The organism is Gilliamella sp. BG7, from assembly GCF_046635565.1.
Classification (GTDB): Bacteria; Pseudomonadota; Gammaproteobacteria; order Enterobacterales; family Orbaceae; genus Gilliamella; species Gilliamella apicola_P.
In genome coordinates, this window is sequence record NZ_JBIDFB010000010.1 from 76,173 (window position 1) to 102,397 (window position 26,225).

General features: G+C 36.2%; 22 protein-coding genes. 15 read left to right on the top strand and 7 right to left on the bottom strand.

Annotated features, from left to right (window positions below; all coding sequences use genetic code 11):
• The first annotated feature begins 47 nt into the window (after nucleotides 1-47).
• Together rpoB and rpoC are read left to right on the top strand one after the other, a co-directional pair.
• Nucleotides 48-4,076, top strand: a complete 4,029-nt coding sequence (rpoB, locus tag ACGH49_RS07890; protein WP_296207528.1) for a DNA-directed RNA polymerase subunit beta — start codon at nucleotides 48-50, stop codon at nucleotides 4,074-4,076.
• 90 nt (nucleotides 4,077-4,166) lie between these two features.
• The gene (gene rpoC / locus ACGH49_RS07895) at nucleotides 4,167-8,384 is read left to right on the top strand and encodes a DNA-directed RNA polymerase subunit beta' (protein WP_411588942.1); all 4,218 of its coding nucleotides are present in this window, start codon (nucleotides 4,167-4,169) and stop codon (nucleotides 8,382-8,384) included.
• A gap of 39 nt (nucleotides 8,385-8,423) precedes the next feature.
• On the opposite strand, the gene ACGH49_RS07900 is transcribed toward rpoC, so the two are convergent.
• The 3 genes from ACGH49_RS07900 to ACGH49_RS07910 all read right to left on the bottom strand — a co-directional run bounded on the left by ACGH49_RS07900 (nucleotide 8,424) and on the right by ACGH49_RS07910 (nucleotide 9,554).
• Complete coding sequence (locus tag ACGH49_RS07900) at nucleotides 8,424-8,975, bottom strand: integrase core domain-containing protein (RefSeq protein WP_411588943.1); 552 nt, start codon at nucleotides 8,973-8,975, stop codon at nucleotides 8,424-8,426.
• Nucleotides 8,976-9,010: 35 nt separating this feature from the next.
• Nucleotides 9,011-9,238 carry a hypothetical protein gene (locus tag ACGH49_RS07905; protein WP_411588944.1) on the bottom strand — a complete coding sequence of 76 codons (228 nt, stop codon included), beginning with the start codon at nucleotides 9,236-9,238 and terminating at the stop codon, nucleotides 9,011-9,013.
• A 205-nt stretch (nucleotides 9,239-9,443) separates the two neighbouring features.
• A complete protein-coding gene (locus tag ACGH49_RS07910; RefSeq protein ID WP_081298001.1) occupies nucleotides 9,444-9,554 on the bottom strand; it encodes a transposase in 111 nt (36 codons plus the stop codon).
• 371 nt (nucleotides 9,555-9,925) lie between these two features.
• Here ACGH49_RS07910 and yceD point away from each other — a divergent pair, with 371 nt between their 5' ends.
• The 12 genes from yceD (at nucleotide 9,926) to ACGH49_RS07970 (ending at nucleotide 21,931) form a co-directional block, all read left to right on the top strand.
• Nucleotides 9,926-10,435 carry a 23S rRNA accumulation protein YceD gene (yceD, locus tag ACGH49_RS07915; protein WP_065561382.1) on the top strand — a complete coding sequence of 170 codons (510 nt, stop codon included), beginning with the start codon at nucleotides 9,926-9,928 and terminating at the stop codon, nucleotides 10,433-10,435.
• A 4-nt stretch (nucleotides 10,436-10,439) separates the two neighbouring features.
• Nucleotides 10,440-10,607: a 50S ribosomal protein L32 gene (gene rpmF, locus ACGH49_RS07920; protein ID WP_025316508.1), complete on the top strand. Its 168-nt coding sequence runs from the start codon at nucleotides 10,440-10,442 to the stop codon at nucleotides 10,605-10,607.
• Between the two features lie 33 nt (nucleotides 10,608-10,640).
• The gene (plsX, locus tag ACGH49_RS07925) at nucleotides 10,641-11,687 is read left to right on the top strand and encodes a phosphate acyltransferase PlsX (RefSeq protein WP_065575130.1); all 1,047 of its coding nucleotides are present in this window, start codon (nucleotides 10,641-10,643) and stop codon (nucleotides 11,685-11,687) included.
• A 4-nt stretch (nucleotides 11,688-11,691) separates the two neighbouring features.
• Nucleotides 11,692-12,645 (top strand): beta-ketoacyl-ACP synthase III, encoded by a 954-nt coding sequence (locus ACGH49_RS07930; RefSeq protein ID WP_411588945.1) that lies wholly within the window; start codon nucleotides 11,692-11,694, stop codon nucleotides 12,643-12,645.
• 35 nt (nucleotides 12,646-12,680) lie between these two features.
• Entirely contained in the window at nucleotides 12,681-13,616 is a 936-nt protein-coding gene (fabD, locus tag ACGH49_RS07935; RefSeq protein WP_411588946.1) for an ACP S-malonyltransferase, read from the top strand.
• A gap of 19 nt (nucleotides 13,617-13,635) precedes the next feature.
• On the top strand, nucleotides 13,636-14,370 hold the full coding sequence (gene fabG / locus ACGH49_RS07940) for a 3-oxoacyl-ACP reductase FabG (protein ID WP_065561385.1): 735 nt from the start codon (nucleotides 13,636-13,638) through the stop codon (nucleotides 14,368-14,370).
• 150 nt (nucleotides 14,371-14,520) lie between these two features.
• Nucleotides 14,521-14,754, top strand: coding sequence for an acyl carrier protein (gene acpP / locus ACGH49_RS07945; protein ID WP_034910452.1), 234 nt, complete (start codon nucleotides 14,521-14,523; stop codon nucleotides 14,752-14,754).
• Nucleotides 14,755-14,915: 161 nt separating this feature from the next.
• The gene (fabF, locus tag ACGH49_RS07950; protein WP_411588947.1) at nucleotides 14,916-16,160 is read left to right on the top strand and encodes a beta-ketoacyl-ACP synthase II; all 1,245 of its coding nucleotides are present in this window, start codon (nucleotides 14,916-14,918) and stop codon (nucleotides 16,158-16,160) included.
• Nucleotides 16,161-16,506: 346 nt separating this feature from the next.
• Entirely contained in the window at nucleotides 16,507-16,680 is a 174-nt protein-coding gene (locus tag ACGH49_RS07955; RefSeq protein ID WP_411588949.1) for a hypothetical protein, read from the top strand.
• 180 nt (nucleotides 16,681-16,860) lie between these two features.
• Entirely contained in the window at nucleotides 16,861-20,340 is a 3,480-nt protein-coding gene (gene dnaE, locus ACGH49_RS07960) for a DNA polymerase III subunit alpha (protein ID WP_411588950.1), read from the top strand.
• A gap of 248 nt (nucleotides 20,341-20,588) precedes the next feature.
• Entirely contained in the window at nucleotides 20,589-21,548 is a 960-nt protein-coding gene (gene accA / locus ACGH49_RS07965) for an acetyl-CoA carboxylase carboxyl transferase subunit alpha (protein ID WP_034910462.1), read from the top strand.
• 14 nt (nucleotides 21,549-21,562) lie between these two features.
• Nucleotides 21,563-21,931: a diacylglycerol kinase gene (locus ACGH49_RS07970; RefSeq protein WP_411588951.1), complete on the top strand. Its 369-nt coding sequence runs from the start codon at nucleotides 21,563-21,565 to the stop codon at nucleotides 21,929-21,931.
• Between the two features lie 59 nt (nucleotides 21,932-21,990).
• Here the strand turns inward: ACGH49_RS07970 and ACGH49_RS07975 are convergent, their stop codons facing one another.
• The 4 genes from ACGH49_RS07975 to metK all read right to left on the bottom strand — a co-directional run bounded on the left by ACGH49_RS07975 (nucleotide 21,991) and on the right by metK (nucleotide 25,097).
• Nucleotides 21,991-22,833: a 23S rRNA (adenine(2030)-N(6))-methyltransferase RlmJ gene (locus ACGH49_RS07975; protein WP_065561390.1), complete on the bottom strand. Its 843-nt coding sequence runs from the start codon at nucleotides 22,831-22,833 to the stop codon at nucleotides 21,991-21,993.
• On the bottom strand, nucleotides 22,827-23,375 hold the full coding sequence (locus ACGH49_RS07980; RefSeq protein WP_065590411.1) for a hypothetical protein: 549 nt from the start codon (nucleotides 23,373-23,375) through the stop codon (nucleotides 22,827-22,829). Before ACGH49_RS07980 ends, ACGH49_RS07975 begins: the two co-directional genes overlap by 7 nt.
• A gap of 83 nt (nucleotides 23,376-23,458) precedes the next feature.
• Nucleotides 23,459-23,962 carry a SprT family zinc-dependent metalloprotease gene (locus tag ACGH49_RS07985; RefSeq protein WP_065561392.1) on the bottom strand — a complete coding sequence of 168 codons (504 nt, stop codon included), beginning with the start codon at nucleotides 23,960-23,962 and terminating at the stop codon, nucleotides 23,459-23,461.
• Entirely contained in the window at nucleotides 23,946-25,097 is a 1,152-nt protein-coding gene (metK, locus tag ACGH49_RS07990; protein ID WP_065561393.1) for a methionine adenosyltransferase, read from the bottom strand. The genes ACGH49_RS07985 and metK overlap by 17 nt, the downstream gene beginning before the upstream one ends.
• 190 nt (nucleotides 25,098-25,287) lie before the next feature.
• Between metK and murI the strand changes: the two genes are divergently transcribed.
• A complete protein-coding gene (murI, locus tag ACGH49_RS07995; protein WP_411588953.1) occupies nucleotides 25,288-26,112 on the top strand; it encodes a glutamate racemase in 825 nt (274 codons plus the stop codon).
• The last annotated feature ends 113 nt before the right edge of the window (nucleotides 26,113-26,225 follow it).

The window sequence follows — 26,225 nt, forward strand, 5'->3', positions numbered from 1 at the left end:
GAATATTTAATCATGCTAAAATAGCAGATAAGCAAGTTGAGGAACTAATGGTTTACTCTTATACCGAGAAAAAACGAATTCGTAAGAATTTTGGTAAGCGTCCACAAGTCTTGGATATACCGTATCTTCTTTCTATTCAACTTGATTCGTTCCAGAAATTTATTGAGCAAGATCCAGAAGGACAATATGGCTTAGAAGCTGCATTCCGTTCAATATTTCCGATAAAAAGTTATAGTGGTAACGCTGAGTTACAATACGTGAGCTTTATGATGGGCGAACCTGTGTTTGATGTTAACGAATGTCAAATTAGAGGGATCACTTACTCAGCGCCGTTGCGCGTAAAATTACGTTTAGTTATTTATGATAAAGATGCGCCAGAGGGAACAGTTAAAGATATTAAAGAGCAAGACGTCTATATGGGCGAAATTCCTTTAATGACAGACAATGGGACTTTTGTGATCAACGGTACAGAACGTGTAATCGTTTCGCAGTTACATCGTAGTCCAGGTGTGTTCTTTGATAGTGATAAAGGTAAAACGCACTCTTCTGGTAAAGTTTTATATAATGCTCGGATTATTCCTTATCGTGGTTCTTGGCTTGATTTTGAATTTGATCCAAAAGATAATCTTTTTGCTCGTATTGACCGTCGTCGTAAACTTCCAGCAACAATTATTTTACGTGCATTAGGTTATGAAACAGAAGAAATTTTAGATATCTTCTTCGAAAAAACTATTTTTGAAGTAAGTAAATCTAAGTTAAAAATGGATCTTGTTCCTGAGCGTTTACGTGGCGATACTGCGCTATTTGATATTGAATCAAAAGGTAAAGTTTATGCTGAAAAAGGTCGACGTATTACAGCTCGTCACATTCGTGAGTTAGAAAAAGATAAAGTTAGCAAAATTGATGTACCAGTTGAATATATTGTTAATAAAGTTCTTGCTAAAAATTATGTTGATGAAGAAACGGGTGAAGTAATTGCTTTTGCCAATACTCCGATTTCATTAGAAATCTTGCTTCAATTAACTAATGCTGGATATAAAAAGATAGAAACATTATTCACTAATGATTTAGATCATGGTGCATTTATTTCTGAAACTTTAAATGTTGATTCAACTCGTGACCGCCTTGGTGCATTAGTTGAAATTTATCGCATGATGCGCCCGGGTGAGCCACCTACAAAAGAAGCAGCTGAAGCTTTATTTGATAATTTATTCTTCTCTGACGAACGCTATGATTTATCTGCTGTTGGTCGAATGAAGTTTAACCGTTCATTAGGGCGTGATGACATTGAAGGCGAAAGCGTTTTAACGAAAGATGATATCGTTGACGTAATGAAGAAATTAATCGCTATTCGTAATGGTCACGGTGAAGTTGATGATATCGACCATTTAGGTAATAGACGTATTCGTAGTGTTGGTGAAATGGCAGAAAACCAATTTCGTATTGGTTTAGTTCGTGTTGAACGAGCAGTGAAAGAGCGCTTATCTCTAGGTGATCTTGATTCACTAATGCCACAAGATATGATTAATGCTAAACCAATTTCAGCAGCGATTCGTGAATTCTTTGGTTCAAGTCAATTATCTCAGTTTATGGATCAAAACAATCCACTATCCGAAATTACGCATAAACGTCGTATTTCAGCTTTAGGACCAGGTGGTTTAACGCGTGAACGAGCAGGATTCGAAGTGCGTGACGTACATCCAACGCATTATGGACGTGTATGTCCAATCGAAACGCCTGAAGGTCCAAATATTGGTTTGATTAATTCATTAGCAGTTTATGCTCGTACCAATGAGTATGGCTTTTTAGAAACACCATACCGTCGTGTTATTGATGGTATTGTAACTGATGAAATTAATTACTTATCTGCGATTGATGAAAGTGAATTTGTCATTGCACAGGCAAACTCAAATCTTGATGAAAATGGTCGTTTTAAAGAAGATTTAGTAACTTGTCGTTTAAGTGGTGAATCGGGTTTATATAGTCCTGAACAAATTCATTATATGGATGTATCAACTCAACAAATCGTATCAGTTGGTGCTTCATTAATTCCGTTCCTTGAACATGATGATGCGAACCGTGCCTTAATGGGTGCGAACATGCAACGTCAAGCAGTACCAACGTTAAAAGCTGAAAAGCCGTTTGTTGGAACTGGTATGGAACGTGCAGTAGCTGTTGACTCGGGTGTAACAGCGGTTGCTCGTCGTGGTGGTACAGTTCAATATGTTGATGCATCACGTATTGTGGTTAATGTTAATGCTGATGAAATATATGCAGGTGAAACAGGCATAGATATTTATAACTTAACTAAATATACTCGCTCTAACCAAAATACTTGTATTAACCAAATTCCATGTGTGAAATTGGGAGAAAAAGTTGAACGTGGTGATGTACTTGCAGATGGTCCATCTACTGACTTAGGTGAATTGGCATTAGGTCAAAATATGCGAGTGGCATTTATGCCATGGAATGGTTATAACTTTGAGGATTCTATTTTAGTTTCTGAAAAAGTGGTACAAGACGATCGTTTTACTTCGATTCATATTCAAGAGTTATCTTGTATTTCTCGTGATACGAAATTAGGTGCAGAAGAAATTACTGCGGATATTCCAAACGTAGGTGAAGCCGCACTGTCTAAACTTGATGAGTCTGGTATTGTATACATCGGTGCTGAAGTAAAAGGCGGTGATATTCTAGTTGGTAAAGTGACACCTAAAGGTGAAACACAATTAACGCCAGAAGAAAAATTACTACGTGCTATTTTTGGTGAAAAGGCGTCTGACGTTAAAGATACTTCATTACGTGTGCCAAATGGTGTTTCAGGTACTGTTATTGATGTTCAAGTGTTTACTCGTGATGGCGTAGAAAAAGATAAGCGTGCAATTGAAATAGAAGAGATGCAACTCAAACAGGCAAGAAAAGATTTAACAGAAGAACTTAAAATCTTAGAATCTGCATTGTTTGCTCGAATTCGTGATGTATTAATTTCAGGTGGAATCAAAGCGGATAAATTAGATGCTTTACCACATGAAAAATGGCTAACAATTGGTATCACAGACGAAGATAAACAGGCTCAATTAGAACAGTTGGCTGAACAGTACGACGAAATTAAAACAGATTTTAACAAAAAACTTGAAGCTAAACGTATGAAGATTACTCAAGGCGATGATCTACAGCCTGGCGTTCTTAAAATCGTTAAAGTTTACTTGGCAGTTAAACGTCAAATTCAGCCTGGTGATAAGATGGCTGGTCGTCATGGTAACAAAGGGGTTATTTCAAAAATTAACCCAATTGAAGATATGCCATATGATGAAAAAGGTCGTCCAGTTGATATCGTATTGAATCCGCTAGGTGTTCCGTCCCGTATGAATATTGGACAGATCTTAGAAACTCATTTGGGTATGGCTGCTAAAGGTATTGGTCAGAAGATCGATGCTATGCTAAAAGAACAGCAGGAATTAGCTAAATTACGTGAATTTATTCAAAAAGCGTATGATCTTGGTTTAGGTGCTGCGCAAAAAGTTAATGTTGCAGAATTTACTGATCAAGAAGTGATGACTTTAGCACAAAATTTACGTAATGGTATGCCATTAGCAACACCTGTATTTGATGGTGCTAAAGAACGAGAAATTAAGGCATTACTTGAGCTGGGTGACTTACCAACTTCTGGCCAAATTACTTTGTACGATGGTCGTACAGGTGAAAAATTTGAACGTCCAGTTACTGTAGGTTATATGTATATGCTCAAATTGAATCACTTAGTTGATGACAAAATGCATGCTCGTTCTACTGGTTCATACAGTCTGGTTACTCAACAACCATTGGGTGGTAAAGCTCAATTTGGTGGTCAACGTTTTGGTGAGATGGAAGTATGGGCACTTGAAGCATATGGTGCAGCTTATACCTTACAAGAAATGTTAACCGTTAAATCTGATGACGTAAACGGTCGAACTAAGATGTATAAAAATATTGTAGATGGCGATCATCGTATGGAGCCTGCGATTCCAGAATCATTTAATGTACTATTAAAAGAGATTCGTTCGCTAGGTATAAATATAGAGTTAGATGAAGAGTAATTTTCTCTAACTTAAATGATTTCTATTTATAGGGATAACTTATTAGTAATAATAAGTTATCTAATTGGTTTAACTCCATAGGAGTCAATTGTGAAAGACTTATTAAAGTTTCTAAAAGCACAAACAAAAACTGAAGACTTTGATGCTATCAAGATAGGCCTTGCTTCTCCTGATATGATTCGCTCATGGTCTTTTGGTGAAGTCAAAAAACCTGAAACAATCAATTATCGTACGTTCAAACCTGAACGTGATGGATTGTTTTGTGCACGTATTTTCGGACCAGTAAAAGATTATGAATGTTTATGTGGAAAATATAAACGTCTAAAACACCGTGGTGTTATTTGTGAAAAATGTGGAGTTGAAGTAACTCAAGCTAAAGTACGTCGTGAACGTATGGGGCACATTGAACTTGCATCTCCAACTGCTCATATCTGGTTTTTAAAATCATTACCTTCTCGCATCGGCTTATTGCTTGATATGCCACTTCGCGATATTGAACGAGTGCTTTATTTTGAGTCATTTATGGTTCTTGATGGTGGCATGACTAATTTAGAGCGAGGTCAGATTTTAACCGAAGAGCAATATCTTGACGCGTTAGAAGAGTTTGGTGATGAGTTTGATGCTCGTATGGGTGCTGAAGCTATCCAAGAATTATTGCGTAATATTGATGTGCAAGCAGAATGTGAAGCTCTACGCGATGAGCTAGCAACTACTAATTCTGAAACTAAGCGTAAAAAACTAACTAAACGTATTAAGATTATTGAAGCATTTATTCAATCAGAAAACAAACCTGAGTGGATGATCTTAAACGTATTACCTGTGTTGCCACCAGATTTACGTCCATTGGTTCCACTAGATGGTGGGCGCTTTGCAACATCAGATCTAAATGATCTTTACCGTAGAGTTATTAACCGTAATAACCGTTTAAAACGTTTATTGGATTTAGCTGCACCAGATATTATTGTACGTAATGAAAAACGTATGTTACAAGAATCTGTTGACGCATTATTAGATAATGGTCGCCGAGGTCGTGCGATTACAGGTTCTAACAAACGCCCATTAAAATCCCTTGCCGATATGATCAAAGGTAAGCAAGGTCGTTTCCGTCAAAACTTGTTAGGTAAACGTGTTGACTATTCGGGTCGTTCTGTAATTACTGTAGGTCCATACTTGCATTTGCATCAGTGTGGTTTACCGAAGAAAATGGCACTTGAATTATTCAAACCATTTATTTATGGGAAATTAGAACGTCGCGGTTATGCAACAACCATTAAAGCTGCGAAGAAAATGGTTGAGCGTGAAGATGCAATTGTTTGGGATATCTTAGATGAAGTTATTCGTGAACATCCAGTATTATTAAACCGTGCTCCAACGTTACATAGATTAGGTATTCAAGCGTTTGAACCTATCCTAATTGAAGGTAAAGCGATTCAATTACACCCACTAGTTTGTGCGGCATTTAATGCTGACTTTGATGGTGACCAAATGGCGGTTCACGTTCCATTAACGTTAGAAGCTCAGTTAGAAGCACGTGCGTTAATGATGTCAACCAACAATATTCTTTCACCAGCAAGTGGAGAACCTATTATCGTTCCTTCTCAGGACGTGGTTTTAGGCCTTTACTATATGACTCGTGATAAAGTTAATGCCAAAGGTGAAGGCATGGTATTAACTGGTCCTAAAGAAGCTGAAAAACTATACCGTTTAGGCCTAGTTGAATTGCATGCTAAGGTTAAAGTTCGTATTACTGAAAGCCAACGAAATAGTGTAGGTGAGTGGGAAGATACTACCTCGATTGTTGATACGACTGTCGGTCGTGCAATTCTATGGTTAATTATGCCAAAAGGAATGAACTTCTCTGTTATTAATCAGCCTCTTGGTAAAAAAGCGATCTCTAAGATTTTAAATATTTGTTATCGCCAATTAGGTATGAAAGATACGGTAATTTTAGCCGACCAAATTATGTACACTGGATTTGCTTATGCAGCACGTTCAGGGGTATCTGTTGGTATTGATGATATGGAGATTCCAGCTAAGAAATCACAAATCATCAATGAAGCTGAAATTGAAGTTGCTGAAATCCAAGAGCAATTCCAATCAGGTTTAGTAACTGCTGGTGAACGTTATAATAAAGTTATCGATATTTGGGCTGCAGCTAATGAACGTGTTGCTAAAGCCATGATGGATAACTTATCAACTGAAAAAGTCATTAACCGTGAAGGTGAGGAAGAAGTTCAATCTTCTTTCAATAGTATTTACATGATGGCCGACTCAGGTGCACGTGGTTCTGCTGCACAGATTCGTCAGCTTGCTGGTATGCGTGGTTTGATGGCAAAACCAGATGGTTCGATTATCGAAACACCTATCACAGCGAACTTCCGTGAAGGATTAAACGTACTCCAGTACTTTATTTCTACTCATGGTGCGCGTAAAGGTCTTGCCGATACTGCATTAAAAACAGCAAACTCAGGTTACTTAACTCGACGTTTAGTTGACGTTGCACAAGATCTAGTGGTAATCGAAGACGACTGTGGCACCTTAGAAGGTGTGGTCATGACACCAGTTATTGAAGGTGGTGATGTTAAAGAACCACTTCGTGAGCGTGTATTAGGTCGAGTTACAGCTGAAGATGTATTAAAACCTGGTAGTGCAGATATCTTAATTCCACGTAATACTTTGCTCGATGAAAGTAAATGTGACTTACTTGAATCAGAATCGGTAGATAGCGTTAAAGTACGTTCAGTTGTTTCGTGTGATACTGATTTTGGTGTTTGTGCAAAATGTTATGGACGAGATTTGGCTCGAGGTCACTTGGTTAATAAAGGCGAAGCCATCGGTGTTATTGCTGCGCAATCAATTGGTGAACCAGGTACTCAGTTAACCATGCGTACGTTCCATATTGGTGGTGCGGCATCGCGAGCTGCTGCTGAATCAAGTGTACAAGTTAAAAACAAAGGTAGTATTAAATTAACTAATGCTAAATTTGTAATTAACCCAGATAAGAAATTGGTTATTACTTCGCGTAATGCTGAATTAACCATTATTGATGAATTAGGTCGAATGAAAGAAACTTATAAAGTTCCTTACGGTTCGATTTTAAGTAAAGGTAATAGTGTAGCAGTTGATGCGGGTGAAACTGTTGCTAACTGGGATCCGCATACAATGCCAGTTATTTCTGAAGCAAAAGGTTTTGTTCGTTTTGTTGATATGGTTGATGGGCAAACTATTACTCGCCAAACTGACGAATTAACTGGTTTATCATCTATTGTGATATTAGATGTGGCAGAACGTACTGGTGTGGGTAAAGATTTACGTCCAGCAATTAAAATTGTTGATGCTAAAGGCAAAGATATCTATCTTTCTGGTACAGAAATGCTTGCACAATACTTTTTACCAGGTAAAGCGCTAGTACAGTTAGAGGATGGTGCAGAAATCAATATTGGTGACACACTTGCTCGTATTCCACAAGCATCTGTTGGTACCAAAGATATCACCGGTGGTTTACCTCGTGTTGCTGATCTATTTGAAGCACGTAAACCAAAAGAGCCTGCTATTTTAGCTGAAATTGATGGTATCATTTCATTTGGTAAAGAAACGAAAGGTAAACGTCGTTTAATTATCACTCCGTTAGATGGTAGTGAACCATATGAAGAAATGATTCCAAAATGGCGTCAACTTAACGTGTTTGAAGGTGAACAAGTTGGTCGTGGAGATGTAATTTCTGATGGACCTGAATCGGCTCATGACATTTTACGTCTACGTGGTGTTAATGCTGTAACACGCTATATTGTAAACGAGGTTCAAGAAGTTTATCGTCTACAAGGTGTAAAAATTAACGATAAACACATTGAAGTTATCGTGCGCCAAATGTTACGTAAAGCAACAGTTATTCATCCTGGTGGCTCTCGCTTGCTTGAAGGCGAACAACTTGAAGTTTCACGCTTGAAGATTATCAACCGTGAACTTGAGGCTCAAGGTAAAGAACCAATTGTTTATCTACACGATCTACTTGGTATTACCAAAGCATCATTAACGACTGAATCGTTTATTTCTGCAGCTTCGTTCCAAGAAACGACTCGCGTCTTAACTGAGGCAGCGGTAGCTGGTAAAAATGACGAATTACGTGGCTTAAAAGAAAACGTAATTGTTGGTCGATTAATTCCAGCTGGTACAGGTTATGCTTACCATAAGGAACGTTTACGTAAACGAGCAATGCCATCGACTGATGAGATTCAAACAACAATTTCAGCAGAAGAAGCTACAGCTAATTTAGCTGAGTTACTCAATTCTGCTGAACAGAATCAATAGTTTCATTAGATTTGATTTATAAATAGCACGCACAGCGTGCTATTTTTTATATTGTAAATACCCCCCCAAACTTAGTACACAACTCACGTAGAAAATTAAGCTGCTTGTTAGTGTTTTATACTCAATCGGTGTCATGTTATTTAATGCCTCATGCGGTCTTTCCGTGTTATCAATCGTTAACCATTCTTCGGTTACCTTCCTTACCTGTTCCAGATTATTAAAAAGATATAAATCCAATACCTCTGTATGGTACGAACGGTTAAATCGTTCAATAAAGCCATTTTGATAAGGGCTACTAGGCTTTATATAATCAATGGTTATATCATGTGATTTAGCCCAGTTTATTAAGGTTTTTCCTGTAAATTTTGGCCCATTATCGACCCGTATTTTTAATGGATACCCATGATATTCGGCCAGTTTATCTAAGTAACGGGTAATTCTTCCTGCTGGTAAGCTCACTGCAATATCAATACCTAACGCCTCACGATTAAAGTCATCGATGACATTGAATGTTCTAAAGCGACGTTGATTACGGCTACTGTCACTCATAAAATCCATTGACCAACATTCACCTTGTTTATTAGGAACCAATAGCTTTTCTGGTGTTCATGAGGGGGATACGTTTTTTAACGTTTAGCTCTAATATTAAGTTTCAACTCACAATATACCCGATACACTCGTTTATGATTCCATTTATAGCTGAGTTTTTTGATATGATTAAAGCATTTAGGAAAGCCCCAGCGTAAATGCCGGTCTGTGATAGCATTCAACACCGAAACAATCACTGAATCATCCTGTAACTTAGGTTGATAATAGTAAGCACAACGACTTAAGCCAACAATGGCACAATTCATAGCAATACTAACCGAATGATTTTGTTGTAGTTGCTGTGCCCACGTTTTACGTGCCTTTTTGTGAGCACTAAAGCTTTTTTATGATTTCTTCCTGAAGCTGGGATTTTAAGCTCAGTTCGGCAAACATCTGCTTAAACTTGCGGTTTTCAGCCTCTAGCTCCTTTAAGCGTTTGATATCCGAAGTTTCAATTCCGCCGTATTTTTCTCACCATTTATAAAAAGTTGAATTACCCATTCCATATTTATGGCACAGCTCTTTAACGGGAAGACCAGCTTCAGCTTCTTTTAAAATAGCTACGATTTGATGTTCAGTCATTTTTTCATAATTAAATCCCCTTTATTTTTATCATAGAGAATTTTCTACTTTTTTGCTGTACTATTTTAGGGGATAGTTACATGATGATTTTCGAGCGATTATGAAAGATAGTTTGTGTCGATTATCATAATAAATGAAAAGACCAAAATAACTACTTTTATACTGAAATATGGGTGTTTTCTGAAAAAACTTTACAAGAAAAAAATAATCATTAACAAAATGAATATTAAAGTAATAATCAACAACTCAAACAAATTATATTGTGTGATCCCATTGACGAAACCTTGATTTAAAGGTAATATGCGCGCCTTATGGCATTGTGTAGTTTTTAACTACACTAAAAAAATTTTTTAAGGTAGTATGCATATCTTATGCAAAATAAATTACCATTTACTATTGACCCGATTAAATCGGCACAAAAACGACTTGATTATATTGGATATTATCCACTTCAAGCGGTAAATAGGGTTGATAGCCCAAAAAGTGATATTGAGTGTAGTTTGTCTTTTTATTATGATGAACAAAAACTCTGCATTATCAATATTGATGCAAAATTAACGTTAGAACAAACTTGTCAACGTTGTTTTAAACCTTTTGTCACTGAAGTTCATGTGACGAATAAATTTAGTCCTGTTAAGAGCGATGCTCAAGCAGAGACGCTACCGGAACATTATGAACCCGTTTTGATGAACGAGTTTGGTGAAGTAGATATATTAGCGTTACTTGAGGACGAAATTATTCTCTCGTTACCAATTGCGCCGGTACATGATAGTAAACACTGCGAAGTGTCAGAGGCAGATATGGTATTTGGTGAAATTCCTACTGAGAATGAAAAAACAAATCCATTTGCAATTTTAGTTAGTTTAAAGAATAAGGGGTAAATCCATGGCTGTTCAACAGAATCGTAAAACTCGTGCAAAACGTGGTATGCGTCGTTCTCATGATGCATTAACTGTTGCTAATATCTCAGTTGATGAATCAGGTAAAACACATTTGCGTCATCACGTAACCGCTGATGGTTATTATCGTGGTCGTAAAGTGATTTCTAAATAATTATTTAGTAATTAGAAATCCTCAGGTGACATTTTGGATAATCTAACCATTGCGTTAGATGCTATGAGCGGGGACTTCGGTCCTCGTATTGTTGTTCCTGCTGCAATACAAGCACTAAATAATTATCCAACTCTTTCAATTTTTCTGGTAGGGTGTCTAACAGAAATCAATCCTTTTTTGCCTAAAGAAAAAGCAAAGTTAATTACTCAATACCAACAAGAAGGTCGATTAATGTTGATAGAATCGACATCAGTAATAGCTAATGATATGAAACCTTCTTATGCAATTCGTAATAGTCAAGGATCTTCTATGAGAATTGCGCTTGAACTAGTTAAAGATAATAAAGCTCAAGCATGTGTAAGTGCTGGTAATACTGGTGCGTTAATGGGGCTGTCAAAACTACTTTTGCATTCATTGATGGGTATAGATCGTCCTGCACTCGTTGCTATAGTTCCAGCATTAAACAATCAAAATACAGTAGTATTGGATTTAGGAGCTAATGCTGAGTGTGATAGTGATATGTTAGTTCAGTTTGCGATAATGGGTGAAATTTTAGCTAAAACAGTGCTTAATATTGAATATCCTCGTGTTGCATTACTTAATATTGGTGAAGAAGACATTAAAGGTTTGGATAAAATTCGTGCGGCTTCTGCTATTTTGAAATCAAATAACAAAATTAATTATATCGGTTATTTAGAAGGTAACGAACTTTTAACGGGTAAAACTGATGTACTCGTTTGTGATGGTTTTGTGGGTAATGTAACGTTAAAAACAGTGGAAGGCTTAATAAAAATTTTTATGTCTTCTTTTAAATTATCGTTAGGCCATAATTCATTATTATTGAAATTATTGAGTAAATGGCTACAAAGAAAAATTGCAAAAAATTTTGGTTATTTAGATCCCGGACGATATAATGGCGCTTGCTTGCTTGGACTTCGAAGTATTGTGATTAAAAGTCACGGTAGTGCCAATCAAAAATCATTTTATGCAGCAATAGAACAAGCTATTTTGGCTATACAAACAAATATACCTGAGAAGATAGCAACGAGCCTTTCTTCCGCACTACCCGAGAGCGAATAATTAGATGTATACAAAGATATTAGGAACTGGGAGTTATCTTCCAAAACAGATAAGAACTAATGCAGATCTTGAAAAAATGGTTGATACCAGTGATGAATGGATCACAACGCGTACTGGTATTAAAGAAAGACGTATCGCAGAGCCAGATGAAACTGTAACGAGCATGGCTTATGAAGCTGCTATAAATGCAATTGAAATGGCCAATATCGATAAAAAAGAAATCGGTATGATTATTGTTGCAACAGCAACTTCGGTCAATGCATTTCCAAGTTCTGCAACAGAATTACAAGCCAAATTAGGTATTGGTGATGTCGTTGCTTTTGATGTGTCAGCTGCTTGCTCTGGGTTTATTTATGCGCTTGATATTGCCGACAAATATGTTAAAAGTGGTGCAATTAAATATGCTTTAGTTGTTGGTTCTGACATGTTAACCCGTGGTGTTAATCCAAAAGATCGAGGCACCATCATTATTTTTGGGGATGGTGCAGGAGCGGTTGTTGTCGGCGCATCAGAAGACCCAGGTATTATTGCTTCGCATCTTCATGCTGATGGTCGTTATGGTGATCTATTAAAATATCCATATGTTGATCGTCGTAATATGAATGATCCTGTTTATATGACAATGCATGGCAATGAAGTGTTTAAAGTGGCAGTTAAAGAGCTGTCAAATTTGGTTGACGAGCTTTTAACTGAGAACACGCTCAACAAAGCAGATTTAGATTGGTTAGTCCCCCATCAAGCTAATTTAAGAATTATTTCTGCAACCGCAAAACGCCTAGATATGGATATGAATAAAGTTATTGTCACATTAGATAAGCAGGGTAATACTTCTGCTGCTTCTGTGCCTTGTGCTTTAGATGCAGGTGTAAGAGATGGACGAATTCAAAGAGGCCACCTAATTTTATTAGAAGCCTTTGGTGGCGGATTTGTTTGGGGATCTGCACTAGTTAGATTTTAGTTTATGAAGTATTTTTAATGATCAAGGATTTAATAATGACCAAATTTGCAATGGTATTTCCAGGACAAGGCTCTCAAGCTGTCGGTATGTTAAAAGATCTTGCTGATAATTTTCCGATTGTCAAATCAACATTTGATGAAGCTTCTGATGTGTTAGGTTATGATTTGTGGGATTTAGTACAAAAAGGTCCAGTAGAAGAACTAAATAAAACATGGCAAACACAGCCAGCGCTACTTGCTTCATCTGTTGCAATATTTAGAGTATGGCAAAGTGTTAATGGTACTCAACCCGATTTTATGGCAGGTCATAGTTTAGGCGAATATTCTGCTTTAGTTTGTGCAGGCGTGATTGATTTTAAAGATGCGATTAAATTAGTCGAATTACGCGGAAAATTAATGCAAGAAGCCGTGCCAAGCGGCACAGGTGCAATGTATGCTATTATTGGATTAGATAACGAATCAATTAGCAAAGCATGTGAACAAGCGGCTCAAGGGCAGATTGTTGCGCCAGTGAATTTTAATTCACCTGGCCAAGTAGTTATTGCTGGTAATAAGGAAGCTGTTGAACGTGCAGGCTCACTATGTAAAGATGCGGGTGCTAAGCGTGCATTACCGCTTGCTGTTAGCGTGCCATCACATTGTGCGTTAATGAAGCCAGCAGCTGACAAATTAGCCACTACATTAAATGATATTGAATTTAACACACCAAAGTTTGCTGTTATCAATAATGTTGATGTTAAAGTTGAAACATCTGCAGAAAAAATTAAAACTGCATTAATTGCTCAGCTTTACAGCCCTGTACGTTGGGCTGAAACTGTTGAGTATATGGCAAAACAAGATGTAAAACTTTTAGTTGAAATGGGGCCGGGGAAAGTATTAACTGGATTAACTAAACGTATTGTTGATACACTTTCTGGTCTTGTGGTTAATGATAAAGTATCATTAGAAACGGCATTAGAAAACACAAAGTAAAATGGTAAAAGAGGTGGTTATGAACCTATCAGGAAAAATTGCTTTAGTTACGGGCGCAAGTCGTGGAATTGGTAAAGCAATTGCAGAAAAATTAGTTGCTTGTGGCGCAACTGTTATTGGTACGGCAACAACAGAAAAAGGTGCTGAAGCTATTAGCCATTACTTAGGAGCAAATGGTAAAGGTCTTGCGTTAAATGTGACTGATGAAACATCAATTGAGTCGGTTATTGGTGCAATTAAGGCTCAATTTGGTGATATTGATATTTTGGTTAATAACGCAGGTATTACTCGTGACAATTTATTAATGCGGATGAAAGAAGATGAATGGCAAGATATTTTGGATACAAATTTAACATCTGTTTTTCGCTTATCTAAAGCATTATTGCGCACAATGATGAAAAAACGCTATGGAAGAATTGTAACCATTGGCTCAGTAGTAGGCACAATGGGAAATGCCGGCCAAGCTAACTATGCGGCAGCTAAAGCTGGATTAATTGGTTTTAGTAAATCATTAGCACGTGAAGTTGCATCACGAGGTATTACTGTTAACGTGGTTGCACCTGGTTTTATTGCAACTGATATGACTGATGCATTAACTGATGAACAAAAATCTTTAACATTAGCACAAGTTCCTGCTGGACGATTAGGTGAACCAGTAGAAATAGCTAATGCAGTAGCATTTTTAGTATCAGATGAAGCATCTTATATTACTGGTGAAACTTTACATGTCAATGGTGGCATGTATATGGTGTAATTGGTTAGAATAGTGTAAAATAAGCCATTATTTTAACGTTTTGAACAAAAATTAAGCAATTGGGTTGAAAAATGATTGGCATCTTTTTCAACATTTTATAAACTTACATTCACCGCCACTTTCGGCGATTTTTATAGGAAAAAAAAGAGTATGAGCACTATTGAAGAGCGAGTTAAGAAAATTATTGTTGAGCAACTTGGTGTAAAAGAAGAAGAAGTTAAAAACGAATCTTCTTTCATTGAAGATCTTGGCGCTGACTCTCTTGACACCGTTGAATTAGTTATGGCTTTAGAAGAAGAATTTGATACAGAAATTCCAGATGAAGAAGCTGAAAAAATTACAACTGTTCAATCTGCAATTGATTATATCACTGCAAATCAATAAGGTTAGTAGAGTTTTCATGATAGGCGGTCAAATGATCGCCTAGTTTGTATTTATATCTTTAATTATTAATTTATAGACAACTTGATATAAATTTATAGAAAACTCCAAATAAAATTTTTCAATGATTCAAATTTCATTTCAATCCTTTCCTGGAGGGCAATGTGTCTAGACGCAGAGTTGTTGTTACTGGAATGGGCATGATATCTCCTGTAGGTAATACAGTTGAATCCACTTGGCAAGCTTTGTTAGCTGGGCAAAGTGGTGTTGAACTCATAGAGCACTTTGATACAGCCCCTTTCGCAACGCGCTTCGCAGCGATGGTAAAAAACTTTAATGGCGAAGATTATAATATTTCACGCAAAGATGCACGTAAAATGGATTATTTTATCCAATATGGCATTGCTGCAGGTATGCAGGCAATGCGAGATGCAGGCATTGAAATCACGAATGAAAACGCAGAACGAATCGGTTGTGCTATAGGTTCTGGTATTGGTGGGCTTGGGTTGATTGAAGAAAACCACAGTGCATTAGTAAATGGTGGTCCACGCAAGATTAGCCCGTTTTTTGTACCATCAACAATTGTTAATATGATTGCAGGTCACTTATCTATTATTTATGGATTAAAAGGACCGAGCATTACTATTGCAACAGCTTGTTCTTCAGGTGTTCATAATATTGGGCACGCTGCACGCATGATTGCTTATGGTGATGCTGATGCGATGTTAGCTGGTGGCGGCGAGAAAGCGAGTACTCCATTGGGTATCGGTGGTTTTGGTGCAGCTCGTGCTTTATCAACTAACAACGACAATCCTAAAGCAGCAAGCCGACCTTGGGATAAAGATCGTGATGGTTTTGTGTTGGGTGATGGTGCAGGAATCATGTTCTTAGAAGAATATGAACACGCCAAAAAACGTGGAGCTAAGATTTACGCTGAACTAGTTGGGTTTGGTATGAGTGGTGATGCTTATCATATGACTTCGCCTCCAGCCGATGGTAGTGGTGCTGCCTTAGCAATGAAATGTGCGCTGCGCGATGCAGGTATTACTCCAGAACAAGTTGGTTATATTAATGCTCATGGTACATCGACCCCTGCTGGTGATAAAGCTGAAACTGAAGCGGTAAAAAGTATTTTTAAAGAAAATGCTAGTAAAGTGATGGTAAGTTCAACCAAATCTATGATAGGGCATTTATTAGGTGCTGCTGGTGCGGTTGAATCAATTTTTACTGTCCTAGCATTGCGTGATCAAGCTGTTCCGCCGACAATTAATCTTAATAACCCTGATAAAGGGTGTGATCTTGATTATGTCCCCAATACAGCGCGTCAGGTTAAAAATTTAGAATATGCACTTTGTAACTCTTTTGGTTTTGGTGGAACCAATGGTTCGGTACTATTTAAAAAAATATAATTTTTAGTTATTCTCCCATCACTGAAAGTGGTGGGGATTTATTCATCTCTTGTTAAAGTGTTGTCAATAATAGTCCATTTTTATTAAGTAAAAATGTAGCGTATTCCTCATTTTTCCAACATTCTATTTGGTAAATTGAATGTTGAAGCTTATTTTATATTTATACCAACAAATATACATTCTCCTTGATTGAAGACGATATGTTTAGTGTGTGTTCAAATTTTATTCTAATATTTTAGGAGCTTTAAATGTGGCAGATGGCTGTTGCTCATGCTATTCATAATGGCTTTACTGTATCAGAAGCAACACAAGATTATTGGCTGGAGAAACAGTAGCGATAGGTACTTTGGTAATGTTAATCGATAGTGATCCAGATATGATTGAAACTGTATATAATTTCTGTGAATCTGTCGGTTTACCAATTGCTCTGGCTGAAATTGACTTAACTAATGCCAGTGATGAAGACTTGATGAAAATCGCTACAAAAGTAGCAAATACAGAGGGATTACGTCGTAAATAGCTTTGCACTTTTTTAGATTAATTGTGCTAACTTTAAATGTACTCTGGTTGGTTTTTTACATCAAGAGTTTTTATTTCTTTTACATTTTGTTGTAAGTTCATGTAGGTAAAGAGAATAAGAAAATTCTTCTTGCTTGTGTTATAATTCAAAGCTAATTTTATCGCTTCATTTCTGGTAATTATGGCAGAACCAAAATTTATTCATCTTCATTTGCATAGTGATTTCTCTATGATTGATGGAATTGCTAAGGTAGGTGCATTAGTAAATGAAATGAGCAAGTTGCAGATGCCTGCATTTGCAATCACTGATTTTACTAATCTTTGTGGACTGGTTAAGTTTTACGGCTCAGCAATGTCAAAAGGTATTAAACCTATCATTGGTGCAGATCTCGCTATTAGAAGTTCTCAATTGCCTGATGATATTTATCATCTAACTCTTTTAGCAGCTAATAATCAGGGATATCAAAATCTTACTTTATTGATTTCTAAAGCCTATCAGCGAGGATACATTGGAGATTTGCCTGTTGTTGATAATGAGTGGTTAATTGAGCATCGAGAAGGATTAATTGTATTAGCTGGACGAGAAAGTGATATTGGTATCGGTATCGTTCGCAATAATCAAACTATTATTGAGCATGCTATTAATTTTTACCTTGAAAATTTTAATGAGCATTTTTATTTTGAGCTAGTACGGACTAAACGAATCAATGAAGAGCTATTTATTCATAGTGCAATAAGATTGGCTGAACAGTATCAATTACCCGTGGTTGCTTCTAATGATGTTCGTTTTTTAAAAGCTTCAGATTTTGAGGCTCACGAAATTCGTGTTGCTATTCATGATGGAAATACACTTGAAGATCCTTCCCGACCTAAAAATTACTCAGCAGAGCAATATTTACGATCTGAACAGGAAATGTGTGAACTATTCTCTGATATACCAGAAGCGCTTGAAAATAGTGTTGAAATAGCAAAGCGCTGTAATGTAACCATCCGGTTAGGTGAATATTTTTTACCTAAATTTCCTACTGGTGATATGTCGACCGAAGATTTCTTAGTGCATAAATCGCGTGAAGGTTTAGAAGAAAGACTTGAGTTTTTATTTCCCGATCCAAAAGTTAGAAAACAAAAAAGACCTGAATATGATGAGCGTTTAGAAACAGAATTAACGGTTATTAATCAGATGGGTTTTCCTGGATACTTTCTAATCGTTATGGAATTTATTCAATGGTCGAAAGATAATGATATTCCCGTGGGACCTGGGCGTGGTTCAGGTGCGGGTTCACTAGTTGCGTATGCTTTAAAAATTACCGATTTAGACCCACTGGCGTTTGACTTACTTTTTGAACGATTTTTGAATCCAGAACGTGTTTCAATGCCTGATTTTGATGTCGACTTTTGTATGGAAAAGCGAGATCTAGTAATTGATCACGTTGCTGATATGTATGGTCGTGATGCGGTCTCTCAAATTATTACTTTTGGGACTATGGCGGCTAAAGCGGTAATCAGGGATGTTGGCCGAGTACTTGGACATCCTTATGGTTTTGTTGATAGAATTTCCAAATTAATTCCCTTAGATCCAGGAATGACATTGGCTAAAGCTTTTGAAGTTGAGCCTCAACTTCAGGAGTTATACGATAATAATGAAGAAATTAAATCATTAATTGATATAGCACGTCAATTAGAAGGCGTAACTAGAAATGCAGGTAAGCATGCTGGGGGGGTTGTCATTTCCCCAACTAAGATTACAGATTTTTCGCCAATTTATTGCGATCCAGAAGGAAATCACCCAGTAACCCAGTTTGATAAAAATGATGTTGAATATGCAGGTCTTGTTAAATTTGACTTTTTAGGACTAAGAACATTAACCATTATTGATTGGGCAATCAAAATGATTAATGAACGTCAGTTAAGAGAAGGAAATAAACCAGTCGATATTACTCGAATTCCTCTTGATGATCAGCCGTCATTTGATTTGTTATTGAAAGCTGAAACAACAGCTGTGTTCCAGCTTGAATCTCGAGGTATGAAAGACTTAATAAGGCGATTAAAACCTGACTGTTTTGAGGATATGATCGCTTTAGTTGCTTTATTTAGACCAGGTCCGTTACAATCAGGCATGGTAGACAACTTTATTGACCGTAAACATGGCAGAGAAGAAGTATCCTATCCTGATATAAAATATCAACATGAATCATTAAAACCTATCTTAGAACCAACATACGGTATTATTTTGTACCAAGAACAAGTTATGCAAATTGCTCAGACTTTGTCCGGTTATACCTTAGGTGGTGCGGATTTATTACGTCGAGCTATGGGGAAGAAAAAACCTGAGGAAATGGCAAAGCAACGCTCTGTCTTTAAAGAAGGTGCCGAAAAGCAAGGTATCGATGGTGAGCTTTCCATGCGCATTTTTGATTTAGTGGAAAAATTTGCCGGTTATGGTTTTAATAAATCCCATTCAGCAGCTTATGCGCTTGTTTCTTATCAAACATTATGGTTAAAAACTCACTATCCAGCAGAATTTATGGCTGCAGTTATGACTGCAGATATGGATAATACTGATAAAATTGTCGGTTTAGTTGATGAATGCTTACGGATGGGATTAAAGGTTAACCCTCCAGATATTAATAGTGGCCTTTATCACTTTCATGTGAATGATAAAGGTGAGATTGTTTACGGGATTGGAGCTATAAAGGGTGTCGGTGAAGGGCCTATTGAGGCAATTGTTGAAGCACGTAATAGTGGTGGATATTTTAAAAATATATTTGAACTTTGTGCTCGAACAGATATGAAAAAGATCAACCGCCGTGTACTTGAAAAACTTACTATGGCAGGGGCATTTGATAAATTAGGCCCTCACAGAGCAGCTATTTTGCATAGTATTAATGATGCAATGCAGGCAGCGGATCAATATGCAAAAGCTCAAGATATTGGTCAAGAAGATATGTTTGGAGTCTTAGCGGAAGAACCTGAACAAGTTGAGCATGCTTATGCTGCGGTACCTGAATTACCCGATCAAGTTTTGCTTGATGGCGAGCGTGAAGCTTTAGGGCTTTATTTAACAGGGCATCCTGTAACGCAATATTTAAAAGAATTAAATCGTTATACTGGTGGATTGCGAATTAGTGAAGCATCTCCGACAGGCTGGGGAAAAACGGTCACTTTTGCTGGTATTGTTACTGATGCTAGGACCAGAATTACTAAAAAAGGTAAAAAAATTGGCTTGTTTACTTTGGATGATCGTTCAGGCCGTATTGATGGTATGCTTTTTGCAGAATCTTTGGAAAATTTTGGACATTTACTCGTAAAAGATAAGATCTTAATTGTTACAGGCCAAGTTAGTAATGATGATTTTAATGGTGGTTTTAAAATGTCAGTGCGGGATATTGTTGATCTAAAAGATGCCCGTGCTAAATATGTAAAAGGACTGTCCATTACATTAACTGAAAGCGAAGCAAATCAAGCGATATTGCAGCGTTTACAACAACTTTTAGAACCTTATCGTCATGGTAGTGTGCTTGTCAACTTATATTATCACCGAGATGATTCGGTTGTTAGAATTCAATTCGGCACGACATGGAGAGTTATTCCAGAGGACTCTCTAATTGTTGAATTAAAGACACTTATTGGCATTGATCGTATTGAATTTGAGTTTGAATAAGAAAATAAACTTATTAATAGTATTCTGATTGATTAATTGAATTTATTAAATAAATGATGTTACTTTAATTATATGTAAGTGGTATAACATTTTGAATAGTTGAAGTCTAATAATATAAATTTAAGTGACTTTAATGAGTATTACATAGTAGAATTGGCTTAATTTTATTTTAAGAATTAGCCAGTATACTGTATTAGATGTGTATTTTATTAAAATACCAAATAAATTAAGAGGCAATTACAAGCGTTATGAACAATTTTTTGGAATTTGAAAAGCCGATAGCGGAATTAGAAGCAAAAATTAATTCCTTAAAGAATATTGATTCGCAACAAGTTGAATTAGATATTAATTTAGATAAAGAGATTAAGCAATTACATAAAAAAAGCCGTGAATTAACAAAAAAAATATTTGCTAATTTAACTCCTTGGGAAATTGCGCAACTAGCAAGACATCCAAATCGTCCTTATACATTGGATTATCTGAAAGAAATTTTTACTGATTTTGATGAATTAGCTGGTGATAGGGCTTATGCTGACGACAAAGCAATTGTTGGTGGAATAGCTCGTATTGATGGAAGATCTGTGGTGGTTATTGGGCATCAAAAAGGTCGAGAAACAAAACAGAAAATTTACCGAAATTTTGGTATGCCTGCTCCAGAAGGGTATCGAAAAGCTTTACGATTAATGCAATTAGCGGAGCGTTTTAAATTACCAATTATTACTTTTATTGACACTCCAGGCGCTTATCCTGGTATTGGTGCTGAAGAAAGGGGGCAAGCAGAAGCTATTGCTCGTAATTTAAGAGAAATGTCACGTCTTAAAGTACCTACTATTTGTACAGTAATTGGAGAGGGAGGCTCTGGGGGCGCTCTTGCTATTGGGGTTGCCGATAAAGTTAATATGCTTCAATATAGTACTTACTCTGTTATATCGCCAGAAGGTTGTGCTTCGATTTTATGGAAAAGTGCTGATAAAGCACCAGTTGCAGCTGAAGCTATGAATATGACTGCAGATAAATTACTAAAATTGAATCTTATTGATTCGATTATACCTGAGCCACTGGGCGGTGCCCACCGTGATTATGCTGTTGTATCTAATTCACTCAAAACACAGTTACTTAGTGATCTTGATGAACTTGAAAGTATGGATTTATCTGTATTACTAGAAAGAAGATATCAACGCTTGATGAACTATGGCTACGTAAGGTAATTTGGAATATTGTAATGAAAAAATCGACAGGTTTACTACGTATCCTTAAGGCAGCAAAATATTCTTTAAAAGGTTTGAAATCAGCTATCAAACATGAAGCCGCATTTCGCCAAGAGTTAATTCTATTAATTGTGGCTTATATTATTGTAATGCTAGTCGATTTTTCTATTTATGAACGTATTTTATTACTTAGTTCAATTGGAGTTGTGATGATTACTGAGTTAATAAATAGTGCAATAGAGTGTGTAGTTGATCGGATTGGTTCTGAAAGGCATGATTTATCTGGCCGAGCAAAGGATTATGGCTCGGCTGCTGTATTTTTGTCGTTATTATTGACTATTATCTTGTGGATTTATCTATTTTCTTGTCACTTTTCATCATAATTTTTTATTTAAACGTAGGTTTTCCGGAAAGTTTTGACAATAGTTTAATTACCCAAAATCTATTCGGTAACTAGTTCTCTAATGATGAAATTTCCTGTTTGTTCAACGTCTAAAGTTGTTTTTAGCCATGGTAAAATTGTACGCATTTGTTCGTGTAATTTCCATGGAGGATTAATTACTATCATTCCTGATGCTGTCATGCCTTTTTGGTTATTATCAGGCTTTATTGCCAGCTCAAATTGTGAAATTCGTTTTATGCCTAAATTAATAATATTATCAATCATTTTTTGAGTTTGTGTACGAGATACCACAGGATACCAAATTAAGTAAACACCTGTTGCAAAACGTTTATATGCTTCAAATAATGCTGCAGGGATTTTTTGATAATCGTCTTTAATTTCATAAGAAGGATCAATCAATATTATTCCACGACGAGATAGTGGAGGTAACTTTGATTTTAATTGGGAAAATCCATCTTCACGTAAAACTTTTGTTCGTTTATCTTTACTAAATTCTTGTTTTAATAAAGGGTAATCAGTTGGGTGTAACTCTGTAAGGTTGAGCTTGTCTTGTTCACGTAATAATTGCTTGGCAATTAATGGTGAACCTGGATAATATTTTATTTCCTCAAAAGGATTATAGCGTCTTAGTACCGATATATATGTATTAAGCAATTCAGGAATATTAGATTGTTGCCATAGTAAATTAATTCCTGATAAATATTCACCCGTTTTTTCTGCATGCTCACTTCTTAACAGATATCGTCCAGCCCCCGAGTGTGTATCTAAATATAAAAAAGGCTTTTCTTTTTCTTTTAATGATTCAATACATAACGTTAAAACAATATGTTTTAATATATCTGCATGATTTCCAGCATGGTAACTGTGGCGGTAGCTTAGCATAGGGAATCTACTCCCTTTTGTTCATTTTTTTGCATATAAAAGGTTATTAAGGATAAGCAAAGAAGACAAGGAATTTCCATTAATTCTTCAATGAGATCTTTTCGCTCTTTTGTTATAACTAGAAATTCATGTCCAATACGGTGATGTTCTGCAATATCAGCTATACCTAAGAATAAAAAAGCAAAGAATATATGCCAAAATGGTATTTTTTCGTATTTGTAGCGACGAGCAATTTCTCGGCGAATCGTGGGTAAAAATATACTTAGTATTGGGATCGCTATTAATATACTAGCAATGATTTTATAATAGAAACGAGGTACCTCAGGAAAAAAGTCTCGTCCCCAACTAATTCCTCGACCAAAAAGCATAAACCACCAGAAAATTGTCCAAACCCAAAATCTATAAAGCTCAGAATGTTCAGATACTCGTTTTGCATAATAATAGGTATAACAGCACATAAATAATAAGAAGAGAGATTGAATATGTTCAATCACTACAACCGTCATTCCATTGTATAAAGGTATAAAGCAATTTCCCGTCATATAAAGGATAATGCCAAGAGTGATAATTAATAACGAACTTTTGTAAAAATGAAAATCTAACTTACACATACAATATCTTATTATTAAAAAGCGCTTTTAAGTTTGAGTATAGTACCGCATTTACGACACAAATAACTAGTTTTATTCTTTTGAATTTTGTTGTGTCTTATCGAAGTTAAGTGATGTTGTTGACAATTGCAGTAGTATAAATAAGTATTGCGTTGAATGGAAAAACGGTGAGTTGTCACAGGGCTTTTTTCTAATATTTCTGACATAATATATTGCCATTCTTTGCCATGTGGTTTTACTTTGCCAAACTTTTTAAACACAATGAGATGAGCTAATTCGTGAGGCACAACTTCCTCAATAAATTGAGTACCATTATCTAGCAACATAATCGAATTAAGTTGAATTTCCCAACGTGTTAAAAAGGCACTACCAGCAATACTGCCTTTGGGTTTATAAATGATCTTAGGTTCTTTATATTGGGAATGTAGACGTTGATTGGCTTGCATTAAGTGAGTTCTTAGACAAGCCATAGTTTGATTATGTAAATAAATTGGTATGCGTTTATAATCCTGCTGCATCACGTAGTAGTGCCGCTTTATCAGTTTTTTCCCAAGGGAATATATCTCGACCAAAATGACCGTAACTTGCAGTTTGTTGATAGATCGGTTGAATTAGATCAAGCATTTGGATCAATCCATAAGGTCTTAAATCAAAGAATTCTTTAATAAGCGATACAATTTTATTGTGATGGATTTTTTCTGTGCCGAAAGTATTGACATAGATTGATGTAGGATTGGCAATACCAATTGCATAAGATATTTGTAATTCACATCTGTCAGCAAGTCCTGCAGCAACAATATTCTTTGCAACATAGCGTGCGGCATAAGCTGCTGAGCGGTCAACTTTTGAAGGATCTTTTCCAGAAAAGGCCCCACCACCATGATGAGCTGCTCCACCGTACGTATCGACAATGATTTTTCGTCCAGTTAGTCCACAGTCTCCCATAGGGCCACCAATAACAAAACGCCCAGTAGGATTAATAAAGTATTTTGTTCTAGATGTTAACCATTCGGCTGGTAATGTTGGTTTAATGATTTCTTCCATGACGGCTTCATGTAATGCTTTTTGCTCAATATCTTCTGAATGCTGAGTTGATAGAACGATTGTATCAACACCTTTTATCTGACCGTCTTGGTAAATTAATGTTACTTGGCTTTTTGCATCAGGTCTTAACCAAGGAAGTGTACCATTTTTTCTAACTTCTGCTTGGCGGCGCATTAAGTCATGAGCATAGCTTATAGCAGCAGGCATTAGATTTGGCATTTCATTTGTAGCATAACCAAACATAATACCTTGGTCACCAGCACCTTGCTCTAAAGGATCGTTTCGATCAACTCCTTGATTGATATCCGGAGATTGTTTACCAATAGCATTAAGTACAGCACATGAATTTGCGTCAAATCCCATTTCTGAACTGGTATATCCAATATCATTAATTGTTTTTCGAGTTAATTCTTCAATGTCTACCCAAGCTGAAGTAGTGATTTCACCACCCACTAAAGCCATACCTGTTTTTACATATGTTTCGCAAGCAACACGCGCTTTTGGATCTTGTTTTAAAATTGCATCAAGTACAGCATCAGATATCTGATCGGCAATTTTATCTGGATGACCTTCTGAAACAGATTCGGAAGTAAATAGAAATTCTGACATAGAATACCTTCTTAACTTAATTTTTGCATAAGTATATCTAGTTATTTTAGCAGTTTTACCGTCTAGACGTCTAGTCCATAATTTATGGAACTAAATGCAACATTAGCTTAGGTAAAATAGTTGCATTAATTTTTAATCGATTTACGATATGACGCGTTTCTAATTTATTACTTAATGTCTTATAGCTAAAATGAATATCGTAAAACAATCGCCTTCAGTGTTAGTATTTGATTCAGGTATTGGTGGTCTATCTGTTTATAATGAAATTTACAATAAAATACCTAATGCACACTATATCTATGTATTCGATAATGAGATGTTCCCTTATGGAGATAAATCATCAGAGTTTTTAATTAATAGAGTGAACTCTGTCATTGAGGCTGTTAATAAATTTTATCCAATTGATTTAGCAGTTATTGCTTGCAATACAGCTAGTACTATTTGTTTGCCTAGTTTGCGTGCTAAATTTTCTTTTCCTATTATTGGTGTTGTACCAGCGATTAAACCAGCTAGCTTACTTACTAAAAATAAATGTATAGGATTATTAGCTACAAAAGCAACAGTTGAAAGAACTTATATAGCCGATTTAATAAAGCAATTTGCCTCGCATTGTACTGTTAAAATGTTAGGTTTATCGGAATTAGCAATTATAGCCGAAAATAAATTACAAGGCATTAATGTAGATATGAAACAGTTAAAAGAACTAATGCAACCTTGGCTTGGACTACAAATAATCCCCGATACAATAGTTTTAGGTTGTACGCATTATCCTTTTATTAAAACAGAATTACAGACGCTTTTTCCTCAGGCGAGTCTAATAGATTCAGGTTATGCGATTGCAACAAGGGTCTGTAATTTACTAAATGATAAATATAATCTGGACCAAATAATTCCTTCTGCGTCCGAAAATATTGTATTAAGTACAGTTTATACTCAGTCTGTAGAAAAGTTGATTGAAAAACTATCGGATTATAATCTTAATAAATATCATGCCATTAAAGTTTATAAAGGTTAAAACTTGCGCAACCGGGTAACTATTTTATCTTTTTTGCTTGCACAAAAATTTTAAGCCCCTATAATGCGCATCCACTGACACGCAATCAGCGACAAGCAGGCGGGGAGTTGGTG